The following is a 12,822-nucleotide window of genomic DNA, read 5'->3' as shown; positions in this document are numbered from 1 at the left end:
AAAGGCGAGTTTACACCGCCATCGGCGCCGTAATCGGCGCATGGTGCTGATAGCCCACCAGCGAAAAGTCCGACGGCTCGATCTTCTCCAGCCACTCCGGCTCGTACTTGCCGGTCTTGGCGAATTCCGGCACGCGGTCGGAAATGACGAACTGCGGCGCCGGGAAGGGCGCGCGGGTCAGCTGTTCCTTGACCATGTCCAGATGGTTTTCGTAGATGTGCGCGTCGCCGATGAAGTAGGTGAACCAGCGCGGCGTGTAGCCGGTCAGGCGCGCCACCAGATGCAGCAGGGCGGCGCCCTCGGCCAGGTTGAACGGCGTGCCCAGGCCGATGTCGTTGCTGCGCACGTAGAGGCAGAGCGACAGCTCGCGCGTGCCGGCGTTGGGGATGAACTGGTACAGCAGATGGCAGGCGGGCAGGGCGACGGCGTCCAGGTCGGCCGGGTTCCAGCCGTGGAACAGGATGCGGCGGCTGCCCGGGTTGTTGACGATGGTGTCCAGGCACTCGCGCAGCTGGTCGATGGCCTTGTAGAGCAAAACCTTCTTGACGCCCTCGTCGTCGATGGGGGCGACCAGGCGGAAGCCGTTCAGCTGCGCGTCGGCGATCTGCGCCGGCTGGTCCGCCTCGATCAGCTTGTAGCCGGGCCAGCCGCGCCACTGCACGCCGTAGACCGGGCCGAGGTCATCCTCGCCCATGCGGTAGGGGTTGTCCAGCCACTGCTGGTTTTCGTTGGCGTTCTGGTCCCACACCTTGCAGCCGAGGGCGCGGAAGTCGGCCGCGCTGCGCGAGGCGCGCAGGAAGGCGCACAGTTCGCCGACCACCGATTTGAAGGCCAGCTTCTTCGTCGTCACGGCGGGAAAGCCGTCGTTGAGCAGGTCGAAGCGCATCATCGCGCCGGGCACGCTGAGCGTGCGGATGCCGGTGCGGTTGTTCTGCCAGCTGCCGGTTTCAAGAACGGTTTTGATCAAATCCTGGTATTGATGCATGTGGTACTCCAACGTGGAACTGGCGCCGCAGGGGGCGTCTTGAAAGGGTAGATTGTAGCAGGCGGCCATTCGGCTCGCCTCGTGGCGGCGTGGTGCAAGGTCAAGGTGCCGGCGGCGTCCAAACCACCCAGCGGCGCAGAGCCAGGGTCAGACCCTAGGGTCTGACCCTCGATTCAAGCCGGTGGGTTCGCCAATGTCAGTGCACGCTCGCTTAACGGCCGCGCCCACCGGGCTTGGCGGCCTTGCGCGCGGCCGGCTGGGCCGCCGCGCGGGCGGTCGACTTGGCGCCCCGGCCGGCGGTGACGAACACGGCGCCCTTCGGCAACGGTGCGCCGGCGGCTTGGCCACCTCGCCGCGCCGCTCCACCACCGGCCCCCGCACCGCCGCCGAACTTGCCGGACTTGGCCGCCGGGGCGCCCAGGCCGGCCACCGGCGTGGCGCTGGACTGGCCGGGATGGCCGCCGGAAAGCGCCGCTTTACCACCGGACGGCACCGCTTTGCCAGCGGACGGCATCGCTTTGCCGCCCGACGGCGCGGCCTTGCCACCGGGCGGCCCGGTGAAGGCGCGCTTCTTCTTGCTGGTCGCCTCCTTGGCTGCGGCGGCGGCCACCGCGGCGGCGGCGCCGGCCGGGCCGGTGGCCGGCACGCGGTGGTCGGCCTCGAAGCCGGGCTCCTCCTCGCGGCGGATCACCTGGCGGGTCAGCTTTTCGATCTCGGCCAGCAGGTCGACCTCGTCGGCGCAGACCAGCGAGACGGCCTCGCCCTCGGCGCCGGCGCGGCCGGTGCGGCCGATGCGGTGGATGTAGTCCTCGGCCACGGTGGGCAGGTCGAAGTTGACCACCTGCGGCAGGGCGTCGATGTCGAGCCCGCGCGCGGCCACGTCGGTGGCGACGAGCACCTGCACCTGCGCCGTCTTGAAGCGGTCCAGCGCGCGCAGGCGCGCCGGCTGGGTCTTGTCGCCGTGGATGGCGTCGGCCGCCACGCCTTGCTCCAGCAGGATCTTGACCAGCGCGTCGACGCCCTTGCGGGTCTTGACGAACACCAGCACCTGGCCCCAGCACCGCTGCTTGAGCAGGTGCAGGAACAGCTCCGGCTTGCGCTTCTTGTCGGTCGGGATCAGCCACTGCTTGACGGTCTTGGTGGCGGTGTTGCGCGGGCTGACCTGGATCTGCACCGGGTTGTTGAGCAGGCCGCCGGCCAGCGCGCGGATGGCGTCGGAGAAGGTGGCCGAGAACAACAGGGTCTGGCGCTGCTTGGGCAGGGCGTCGAACACGGCGTTCAGTTCGCGCGAGAAGCCAAGGTCGAGCATGCGGTCGGCCTCGTCGAGCACCAGCGTCTGCAGCGAGTCGAAGTTGAGCACGCCCTGGCCGTACAGGTCGAGCAGGCGGCCGGGGGTGGCCACCAGCACGTCGAGGCCCTTGCGCAGCTTGCTGATCTGCGGTTCGATCGCCACGCCGCCGTAGGCCACGTAGGAGCGCAGCGGCAGGCTGGCGCCGTAGCGGCGGAAGCTGTCGTAGACCTGCTCGGCCAGCTCGCGGGTGGGCACCAGCACCAGGCAGCGCACCGACTGCGGCGCGACCACGCCGTCCATGGTCAGCCGCTGCAGGATGGGCAGGGCGAAGCCGGCGGTCTTGCCGGTGCCGGTCTGGGCGGCGGCCATCAGGTCGCGGCCGGCCAGCACGGCGGGGATCGCCTGCGCCTGCACCGGCGTCGGTTCCGTGTAGCCCAGCGCGTCTAGGGTGCGCTGGATGGGGTCGATCAGGCCGAGGGTGTGGAAGCTCATGGTGTGGATTCTGTGGATTCTGAAGAAGGGGCGCAGTGTAGCGGCTGGCGGCCGCTTCTGCTCGATTAGTTGGGCGGCTTGGCAGCTCGCCGGGCGGTCAGGGAGCGGACAGCGCGGCGGCCCACAGCGCCAGGATCTCGCGCAGGCGCGCGTCGGCCAGGGTCAAGAGGTTGTCGCCGACGTAGAGCTCGACCACGCTGTGGCCGGCCAGGGCGCCGTGGTTGGCGCGGTTGAACAGCCACACGCCGTGTTCGGCGGCGATGCGGTTGCGGACTTCGTTGGCGCGCTCGCGCGACACCGGCAGGTGCAGGTGCAGCATGTTGGCCTGCGGCCGCGCCGGGTTCGGCACCAGCTGGGGCAAGCCGCGCAGCTGCTCGTACAGCCATTCGGTGCGGCGGAAGTAGTCGGGCATGGCGGCCAGGCGGGCGTCGAACTGCATGGCGGCGGCCACCACGTAGGGCGTGCGGTGCACCACGTTGCCGCCCTGGCGGCGGAACCACTCCTGCGCCGTGGCGACGAAGTCGGCGCGGCCGGCCAGCATGGCGCCGCCCAGGCCGCCTATGCCCTTGTACAGCGAGACGTAGACCGAGTCGAAGCCGGCGGCGATCTCCTGCGGAGTGCGGCCGTAGCCGGCGGCGGCCTCCCACAGGCGGGCGCCGTCCATGTGCAGGTGGATGTTGTGCGAGCGGCAGTGGTCCTTGATCTCGTCGAGCTCCTGCCAGCTCGGGCACTGGCCGCCGATCTCGCGCGCCGGGATCTCGATGGCGGCGGCGCCCAGCCGGTCGGGGATGGCGCGCAGTTCGTCGAGCGTCCACGGGCGGTGCTGGTCGCCGATTTGCAGCGCCTGGAAATGGTCGAGCAGTTGGTGGTTGCCGCGTTCGTGGCGGAAGATGTGCGCCGTCGGGTGCAGCGCCACCAGCCGGCTGCCGCGCTCGGCGCAGGCCAGGCGCAGCGCCGTCACCTGGGTCATGGTGCCGGTGATGCAGAAGGTGGCCGCCTCGCAGCCGAGCAGGCCGGCCACCTTGCGCTCGAACTCCTGGATCAGCGCGCCCTCGCCGTAGGTGTCGTGGCCGACGCCGTTGGCCTCGCACCAGGCGGCCATGGCGGCGAAGGTCTGCGCCGGCGTCGCCTGGCGGTGGCCCGGCAGGACGGTGTGGCATTGCTGGCGCAGGTCGGCGTCGTTCATGGCGGGCTCCGGTTGATCAATAGGATGGGGCTGGCGGGATTGCTGCCAGCGGCTCCGAAACTGCCCAGAGGCGGAGAACCAGGGTCAGACCCTAGGGTCTGACCCTAGATTTAGGCCGCTGGGTTTTTTTGGGCTGGCTGCATTCGGGCCGCTCCGGGGTTCAATGCTGCACGTGCACGCTGTGGAACTGCAGCGCGGCCAAATTGGCGTAGATGCCGCCCAGCGCCACCAGCGACGAGTGGGTGCCGGTCTCGACGATCTTGCCGTCCTCCATGACGATGATGCGGTCGGCGCGCTGCACCGTGGCCAGGCGGTGGGCGATGATGACGGTGGTGCGGCCCACCATGGCCGCCTCCAGCGCCGTCTGCACCAGGCGCTCGGACTCGGCGTCGAGCGCGCTGGTGGCCTCGTCGAGCAGCAGCAGCGGCGGGTTCTTCAACAACGCGCGCGCGATGGCGATGCGCTGGCGCTGGCCGCCGGACAAACGCACGCCGCGCTCGCCGAGGAAGGACTGGTAGCCCTGCGGCAGGCGCTCGATGAACTCGTGGGCGGCGGCCAGCTTGGCCGCCTGGATCACTTCGGCGTCGCTGGCGCCGGCGCGGCCGTAGCGGATGTTCTCCATCGCGTCGGCCGAGAAGATCACCGTATCCTGCGGCACGATGCCGATGGCGTCGCGCAGGGTGTGCAGCTCGAGCTGGGTGATGTCGACGCCGTCGAGCTTGATGCTGCCGCTCTGCGGGTCGTAGAAGCGCAGGAACAGCTGGAACAGGGTGGTCTTGCCGGCGCCCGAGGGGCCGACCACGGCCACCGTCTCGCCCGGCTTGATGTCGAGCGACAGGTGGCCCAGGGCCGCCGTGTCCGGCCGCGACGGGTAGCTGAAGCTGACGTCCGACAGCGTTAGCGCGGCGCCGTTGGCGGCGCGCGGCGGCAGCGGCAGCGGCACGGCCGGCGACTGGATCTGCGATTTGACCGACATCAGCTCGAGCAGGCGCTCGGTGGCGCCGGCGGCGCGCTGCGCCTCGCCCATCACCTCGGACAGCGCACCGATGGCGCCGGCGACGATGGAGGCGTAGAGGATGAACTGGCCCAGGTCGCCGCCCGTCATGGTCCCCTCGAGCACGGCGTGGGCGCCCAGCCACAGCACGAAGACGATGGTGCCGAACACCAGCACGATGGCGATCATGGTCAGCAGGGCGCGGGCGCGGATGCGCCGCATGGCGGTGGCGAAGGCGCCCTCGACCGAGGCGCCGAAGCGGCCCGACTCGATCTTTTCGTGGGTGAAGGCCTGCACGGTGGGCATGGCGTTGAGGATCTCGCCGGCCATGGCCGAGGCGTCGGCGATGCGGTCCTGCGAGTCGCGCGACAGCTTGCGCACGCGGCGGCCGAACATCACGATCGGCAGCACCGTCAGCACCAGCAGGCCGATGATGATGGCCGACAGCTTGGGGCTGGTCACGAACAGCATCACCAGGCCGCCGATGAACAGCAGCACGTTGCGCAGCGCCATGGAGATGCTGGTGCCGACCACGGCCTGGATCAGGGTGGTGTCGGTGGTGATGCGCGACAGCACCTCGCCGGTCTGCGTGGTCTCGAAGAACTCGGGGCTTTGCGTGACGACGTGGCTGTAGACGGCGCTGCGGATGTCGGCGGTGACCCGCTCGCCCAGCCAGGACACGGTGTAGAAGCGGGCGGCGGTGGCCAGGGCCAGCACGGTGGCCACGGCGAACAGGGCGAGGAACACCAGGTCGACGTGCTCGATGCTCTTGCCGCCGTTGGCGCCGCCGAAGCCGAGGTCGATCATCTGCTTGAACGCGGCCGGAATCGCCAACGTGGAGCAGGCCGCCACCACCAGCGCCACGCCGGCCATGGCGAACTGGCGGCGGTAGGGTCGCAGGAAGGGCATCGGCGCTTGAAGGCGGCCAGGCTGCCCTTTTTCGCCTCGCGCTTGTCCGTGGCGGCGCTGGGCGCCGCTGCTTGCTGGGTGCTGCCGGTGGTGCTAGTGGTCATCGTGTTGGCGGTTTCAGTTGTGAGCGTGTTCATAATTTCATCGGACTTACATAGCCGGTCATTTCCAGATAGGCGCGCCCGGCCGGCGCGCCGTCGCGGGCGAGCGTCACCGCGCCCTCCCAATACACCGCGCCGGTGGAACGGCGCGAATCCAACTCCTGGTCGTCCTGCAAAGGCGTGACGCCCCACACGGTGGAGCCGGTGGTGAGCAGGGTGGCGACGGGATACTCTGCATTGGTGCGGGGCGAACGCCACCGCCTTTGCGCGGTAAAGCTGACCTGGTCCGGCGCGTACTGCGTGATCTTGCCCGCCGCGTCGCGCCATGTCGCGTGCGCCCAGTAGTTTACCACCTGTGGCGCTGCGGATCTGGAAAGCCATCAAGGCGCCGCCGTCGGCCAGGTTGGCGCCGACCCAGTCCCAGCCGGTGGCGCCGGCGTCCAGCACCTGGCTGGACCACTCGTGGTCGAGCCAGGTGACGCCGTTCACCGCCTCCGCCTTGCCGCCACGGGTGACGGTGCCGGTGGTCGTCAGCTGTGGCGCGCTGTAGTAGTAGCTGGCCTGGGCCGGGCGCGGACCCTTGCGCGAAAAGCCGCCCTCGCCCTGTAGCAGCAGCGGTTGGCTGGGCGCCAGGCGCAGCGCCAGCGCGAAGGACGGCGTGTCCAGCGTGATGGCGTAGACGCCGTCGGCGCCGCGCCGCATACGCCAGTCGTCCAGTTTGATGTCGGTGTCGCCGACCTTGGCGTAGGCCAGGCCAAAGCCCTCGCGCGCGCTGCGCTGGTCGTGCAGCAGCTTGCCGACGGCCGGATCGGACAGCGCGGCGTGGCCGATGATCAGCTGCTTGGGCGCGAACTGGCTGGGGTTGGCGCGGTCGTGCTCGGTGGCGCTGCGGAAGAAGGTGACCTGGTAGCCCAGCGTTTTGCCGTCGGCCGTGGTGAGCCAGCCGGTGGCGTACCACCACTCGGTTTTGTAGTCGGGGTGGGCGCCGTAGGCCGCCGGGAAGCTCAGCGGGGCGGCCAGCGGAGTCACCGCCGCGAACTGCGGCGGCGCGGCGAGCGCCGGCAGCGGCGCCAGCACGAGGGCCAAGACCAGGGCCAGGGCGAGGGCGCCGGCCAGCGGCGCCCACAGTCCGGCGAGTCGTGAAGTGAAGCGCATGGCCAGTCCTCGCATTACCAGTCCTCCCTTACTGCGCGTATCGGCCCGCCGGACAGCGCCTGGCGGCCCGACAGCAGGGCCGTCAGTGCGGCGGCGGTGAGCAGCAGCGCCGCCACGGTGGCCAGCAGCGGCCACGGCAGGTGCAGCTGCATGGTCCAGTGGAAGGACTGCGGGTTGATGATGAAGACCAGAATCAGGCTGATGACCCAGCCCAGCACAAAGCCGGTGGCGATGCCCAGCGCGGTCAGCGCGCCGCCTTCGATGGCCAAAATGCCGAGGATCTGGCCCCGGGTGACGCCGATGTGGCGCAGCATGCCGAACTCCTTGGCGCGCGCCAGCGTCTGCGCCGAGAAGGTGGCGGCCACGCCGAACAGGCCGATGACGATGGCGATCGCCTCCAGCAGGTAGGTGATGGCGAAGCTGCGGTCGAACACCTTCATGCTCATGGCGCGGATCTCGGACGGCACGCTGACCTCCAGCGTAGCGCCGAAGGGCAGCTGCTTGAGGCTTTTCTCGAAAGCGGCCGCCTCGGTGCCGGGCTTGAGCCAAATGGCCGAATCGCTGGCGTCCAGGTCGCCGGTGATGGCGCGGTAGTCGGCCAGCTGCATCTGCACCGAACCGGTCGGCCGCGTGTAGTCGCGCCACACGCCCGCGACGATGAAGGGATGCAGCTTGCCGGCCAGCGGCAGCTCGATGCGCTGGCCTGGCTGCATGCCGTACAGGTCCACCATCGCCTCGGAGATCCACACCGGCTTCAAGCCCTGGAAGGCGGCCGGCGCCAGCGTGGCGCCGACCATCGCCAGCGACTTGCCGGGATCGGCCGGGTCGATGCCGCCCCGGGCGATCAGCGCCACGTTGGGTCGGTTCGGCGCCAACGACAGCCCCTTGGCGCGCAGGAAGGACGCTTGCGCCACGCCGGGCAGGGCGGCGATGAGCGCCTGTTCCGGCGGCCGCAGCCCGGCCGTGCTGCCGGCGCTGGCGGTGCGGGCGTACAGGTCGGCCGGCAGAATTTGCTGCAGCCAGTCGTCCAGCGAAACGCGGAAGCTGGCCACCATGATGGCCATCGCCACCATCAGGCTGAAGCTCGACAGCACGCCGCCCAGCGCGATGCCGGCCTGGCTGGAGGCGTTGGCCAGCCGCGCCAGGGTCAGCGACAGCACGGCCGGCGCGTTCGGCCGGTTGGCAGTGGCGGCGCTCCAGCGGCGGTGGGCGTAGCGGAACACGATGGCGGCCAGGCGCGGCATCAGCGCGATGGTGCCGACTAAAAGAAGGGCGATGGACAGGTAGCCGAACAGCGGCAGCTCGAAAATGGGCGGCGCCTGCGTCAGCGCGGCGGCCAGGGCGATGCACAGCAGCGCCGGCCAGACCTTGGCCAGGCCGGCCATGGCCGCCTCCTCGGTGCCGGACTTGAGGGCAACGGCCGGCTTGGCGCGCGCCGCCTCGAAGGCCGGCGCGGCGCAGCCGAGCAGCGCGACGCCGACGCCGAGCGCGAAGTAGACGGCGGCGGCCACGGGCGTGAACTGCACCTCGGGCCTGACGCCGGAGAAGAAGCCGGCGCCCAAATCGCCGCCGAAGAAGCGCAGGGCGGCGGCGGCCATGGCGTAGCCGGCGGCCACGCCGATCAGCGAGCCGGCCACGCCCAGGCTCAGGCCTTCCAGCAGAATCTGGCGCAGCAGGCGGCCGCGCTCCATGCCCAGCACGCGCAGCAGGGCGAACTGGCTGCGCCGGCGGATCACCGACAGCGCCTGCGTCGAGAACACCAGGAAGGCGCCGGTGAACAGCGCCACCAGTGCCAGCACCGTCAAGTTGACGCGGTAGGCGCGGCTCATGCCGTCGTTGCGGCTGTTCTGGTCCGTCGTCGTTGGGCTGGCTGACGCGGAAGCGGCCGGGGAAGTCGAGTTCCAGCTCGCGCGCCAGCGCGGCCTTGAAGGCGTCGCGGTTGACGCCGTCGCGCAGTTTCAGGTCGACGCGCGACAGCTTGCCCAGCTTGTTGAAGCGCCACTGCGCCGCGCCCAGGTCCATCACGCCGATGCGCTGGCCGGCACGCGCCCGTTGCAGCGGCCCGGCCAGACGCAGCTGGATGGTGCCGGTGCCCGCTTGCAGCGCCACGTTGGCGCCCACGCCCACCTTCAACCACTGCTGCGCCGCCAGCGACAGGAACAGCGCGTCGTCGGCCAGCGTGTCGAACACCTTGTCCGGCTGCGGCGCGCCGAGCAGGTCGGGCGCGATGAAGCCGGCGCGGAAAGGATCGACGCCGAGGATCTTCAGCGCGCTATGCTGGCCGGCCACCGAGGCGTCTATCTCCAGCACCGGCGAGGCGACGGCCACGCCGGCCCGCTCCGCCAGGCGCGGGTAGATCTGCTCGTCGAACAGCGGCTCGGTGCCGTTGACCTGCACGTCGGCCAGGCCGGACAGGCCCTTGATCGCCGAGGTGAACTCGTTGAAGGCGGCGGCGTTGATCAGGTGGATGGCGAAGCCGAGCGAAATGCCGACGGCGATGGCGGCGATGGCCGTGATCGTCCGCAGCGGATGCGCGCGCCATTCGCCGAACAGCAGCCAGCGCGACAGCTGGCGCCAGGACTTGGCCTGCACGCGCGCCTGCGCAGGCGTCTGCGCCGGGGTGCTCGCCTGAGTGTTTAGCTGAGTGCTCGCCTGGGCGCTCGCGGGGGAGGCCGGCCGCATCAACCGGGACATCCGAGCTTCAGCTGCTCGGCGGCGTGGCGGGCCTTGCGTTGGGCCGATTCGACGCGCCCGATTGGGGCGCCCTTCAAATCGTCATCGGCCCACTTCTTGTTCAGTTTAAGCTTGTTGCACTTGGCTTGGCGCGCGTCGGCGGCGCGGGCCACGCGGTCCATGTCGCGGGCGTCCTTGGCCTCGGCGCGGTGGCGGTCCTGCTCCAGCTCCTTGGACAGGCGCTGCTGGCGCGTCAGCTCGGCCGCCGCAGCCTCGGGTGATTGGGCGGGCGCGGCGGGCGCGGCCAGCACGGTGCTGGTGCCGCTCTGGCATGGTGTTTCGGTGTAGGTGACTTTGCCGTCGGCGGTGCATTTGTAGACCGTCTGCGCGCCAGCCGTGGCGGCGGCGCCGCACAGCGTCAGCGCGAGCAGGCCACGCAAGGTCGAACGCAAGGTCGACGGAATCGTCGCACGCATGGTCGAACGCATCGCCGAACGCATTGTTGAAAGCATCGTTAAGCTCGTCGTCAAAATCAAAGTATCTTCCCAGGATTCATGATGCCCAGCGGGTCCAGCGCCGCTTTGATCGCCCGCATCATATTCAACTCGACCGGCGACTTGTAGTGCGCCAGCTCGTCGCGTTTGAGCGCGCCGATGCCGTGTTCGGCCGAGATCGAACCGCCGAATTGCATCACGCTGTCGTGTACCACGCGGTTGACCTTGTCCTGATTGGCCAGGAAGTCCTCGTTGGAGATGCCTACCGGCGGCGCCACGTTGAAGTGCAGATTGCCGTCGCCCAGATGGCCGAAGCACACCAACTGGCAGCCGGGGAAGGCCGCGTCCAGCTGCGGGCTGGTAGCGGCGATGAAGTCGGCGATGCGCGACACCGGGAGCGAAATATCATGCTTGATGTTCTTGCCGTCGGCCGCCTGCGCCAACGGAATGTGCTCGCGCAGCTGCCACAGCCCGGTGGACTGTGCCACCGAGCTGGCCACGGCCGCGTCCTCGATGATGCCGGCGTCCAGCGCCGCGCCGATGGCCTCTTCCAGCAGCCCGACGGCGTGCTGCTCCGATTCGCTGCTGGCCAGCTCCAGCAGCACGTACTGCGCGTGCGGCTGGGCGAAGGGCTTGGGCAGCTGCGGGAAGTGCTTGCCGACCAGGTCCAGGCAAAAGCGCGACATCAGCTCGAAGGCCGTCAGGCTGGCGCCGCAGCGCTGCTGCATCAATGTCAGCAGCTGCAAGGCCTGCGCCGGCGAGTCCAGCGCCGCCAGCGCCGTGATGCTGGCCTTCGGCTGCGGATACAGCTTGAGCACCGCGCCGGTGATCACGCCCAGCGTGCCCTCGGCGCCGATGAACAGGTCGCGCAGGTCGTAGCCGGTGTTGTCCTTGCGCAGACCGCGCAGACCGTCCCAAATTTCTCCCTGCGCCGTCACCACCTCCAGCCCCAGACACAGCTCGCGCGTGTTCCCGTAGCGGAGCACGGCCGTGCCGCCGGCGTTGGTGGACAGGTTGCCGCCGATGGTGCAACTGCCCTCGGCCGCCAGCGACAGCGGGAACAGCCGGCCCTGTTCGGCCGCCGCCTCCTGCACCTGCTGCAGGATGCAGCCGGCGTCCACCGTCATCGTATGGTTGACCGCGTCGATCGCGCGCACCCGGTTCAGCCGCGCCAGCGACAGCACGACCGCGTCGCCGCTGGCGTCCGGCACGCTGCCCAGCACCAGGCCGGTCTTGCCGCCCTGTGGCACCAGCGCCACACGCCATTGCGCGCAGGCCCGCACCAACTGCGCCACCTGCTCGACCGTTGAAGGGCGCAGCACGGCGGCGGCCTTGCCGGTGAAGCGGCCGCGCCAATCGGTGAGGAAGGGCGCCATGTCGGCCGCGTCGGTCAGCACATGGGCGTCGCCCGCCACCTCGCGGCAGCGCGCCAGGAAGGCCGGCAGATCGGTGCGCGCGGTGTTCATTTGGAGTGGTTGGTCTGGTTGACTTTGGCCAGCAGTTCCTTGGCCATCTTCTTCGCCGCCTTTTTATACGGCCGCAGATACATGACGGCGCAGACGAAGTAGACGCAGACGATCAGCGCCTCGCCCCAGCCCAGCCAGGCCGACAGGCTGCCGATGTCGCTATAGCCGCGCACCACGCCCTCGGTGAAGTAGAGCAGAATGACCATCGAGGTCCACTGCAGCGTGTAGATGTCGCGCTTGATCACGCCATGCAGGGGAATCAGCAGCGGCAGCGCCTTCAGCACCACCCAGGAGCCGCCCGGATGCAGCGGCGCCAGCACCATCTCCCACAGCACGCACCAGATGATCAGCGTGACCAGGCTGCCAATGGCGCCCCAGTGGAAGTAGCGTTGCATATTCGTCTGCATATTCATCTGTCTATTGTTAGGCATCTTGTTTGGCACAGTCGCCATCAGGCGCCGCGCAGCTTGACGGCCGTCTCGGCCAGACGCTTGCCCAGCGCGATGGCCAGGCGTTTCTCGTCCTCCGTGATGGCCTTGGCGCCGTCCAGGCCGGACCAGTGGCTGGCGCCGTAGGGCGTGCCGCCGCTGGCGGTGGTCATCAGTTCGGGATTCGTGTAGGGCAGGCCGAGCACCATCAGGCCGTGGTGGAACAGCGGGATCATCATCGACAGCAGCGTCGTCTCCTGGCCGCCGTGCAGGCTGCCGGTGGAGGTGAACACGCAGGCCGGCTTGCCGGCCAGGGCGCCGGACAGCCACTGCGCCGCCGTGCCGTCCCAAAAATACTTCATCGCCGAGGCCATGTTGCCGAAGCGGGTAGGCGAACCGAGCGCCAAACCGTCACATTCCGCCAGGTCGTCCAACTCCACGTAGGGCGCGCCCTCGGCCGGCACTTCCGGCGCCGTCGCCTCGGTCACGGTGGAGATGGCCGGCACCGTGCGCAGGCGGGCGTCGCAACCGGGAACGCTCTCGATGCCCTGGGCGATCAGCTCGGCCAGTTTGCGCGTGGCGCCGTGACGTGAGTAAAACAATACGAGAATAATCAGATTTGCTTGGTTCATCTTGGTATTATAGGGC

The 12,822-nt window shown here is 69.5% G+C and carries 7 protein-coding genes and 3 pseudogenes; all 10 read right to left on the bottom strand.

What is annotated here, in order from left to right; genetic code table 11:
- Positions 1-10 precede the first annotated feature (10 nt).
- The 10 genes and pseudogenes from QC826_RS14985 to wrbA all read right to left on the bottom strand — a co-directional run bounded on the left by QC826_RS14985 (position 11) and on the right by wrbA (position 12,806).
- The gene (locus QC826_RS14985; RefSeq protein ID WP_279766297.1) at positions 11-985 is read right to left on the bottom strand and encodes a thymidylate synthase; all 975 of its coding nucleotides are present in this window, start codon (positions 983-985) and stop codon (positions 11-13) included.
- Positions 986-1,196: 211 nt separating this feature from the next.
- Positions 1,197-2,768: a DEAD/DEAH box helicase gene (locus QC826_RS14980; protein ID WP_279766296.1), complete on the bottom strand. Its 1,572-nt coding sequence runs from the start codon at positions 2,766-2,768 to the stop codon at positions 1,197-1,199.
- A 97-nt stretch (positions 2,769-2,865) separates the two neighbouring features.
- Positions 2,866-3,954 carry a low specificity L-threonine aldolase gene (locus QC826_RS14975; protein WP_279766294.1) on the bottom strand — a complete coding sequence of 363 codons (1,089 nt, stop codon included), beginning with the start codon at positions 3,952-3,954 and terminating at the stop codon, positions 2,866-2,868.
- A 160-nt stretch (positions 3,955-4,114) separates the two neighbouring features.
- Positions 4,115-5,961, bottom strand: a pseudogene (locus QC826_RS14970) (ABC transporter transmembrane domain-containing protein).
- 29 nt (positions 5,962-5,990) lie between these two features.
- Positions 5,991-7,113: pseudogene (locus QC826_RS14965) on the bottom strand (lipocalin-like domain-containing protein).
- A 14-nt stretch (positions 7,114-7,127) separates the two neighbouring features.
- Positions 7,128-9,705: pseudogene (locus QC826_RS14960) on the bottom strand (FtsX-like permease family protein).
- A gap of 89 nt (positions 9,706-9,794) precedes the next feature.
- Complete coding sequence (locus QC826_RS14955) at positions 9,795-10,298, bottom strand: DUF4124 domain-containing protein (RefSeq protein WP_279766293.1); 504 nt, start codon at positions 10,296-10,298, stop codon at positions 9,795-9,797.
- 20 nt (positions 10,299-10,318) lie between these two features.
- Complete coding sequence (locus QC826_RS14950) at positions 10,319-11,746, bottom strand: FAD-binding oxidoreductase (RefSeq protein ID WP_279766292.1); 1,428 nt, start codon at positions 11,744-11,746, stop codon at positions 10,319-10,321.
- Complete coding sequence (locus QC826_RS14945) at positions 11,743-12,153, bottom strand: DUF2069 domain-containing protein (RefSeq protein WP_279766497.1); 411 nt, start codon at positions 12,151-12,153, stop codon at positions 11,743-11,745. Before QC826_RS14945 ends, QC826_RS14950 begins: the two co-directional genes overlap by 4 nt.
- 44 nt (positions 12,154-12,197) lie before the next feature.
- The gene (wrbA, locus tag QC826_RS14940) at positions 12,198-12,806 is read right to left on the bottom strand and encodes an NAD(P)H:quinone oxidoreductase (RefSeq protein WP_093390126.1); all 609 of its coding nucleotides are present in this window, start codon (positions 12,804-12,806) and stop codon (positions 12,198-12,200) included.
- Between the last annotated feature and the right edge of the window lie 16 nt (positions 12,807-12,822).

This window comes from Rugamonas sp. DEMB1, from assembly GCF_029834475.1.
Taxonomy (GTDB): domain Bacteria; phylum Pseudomonadota; class Gammaproteobacteria; order Burkholderiales; family Burkholderiaceae_D; genus Rugamonas; species Rugamonas rubra.
Note: the sequence above shows the minus strand (reverse complement) of the source record. Positions and strands in the feature narration are given on the sequence as shown.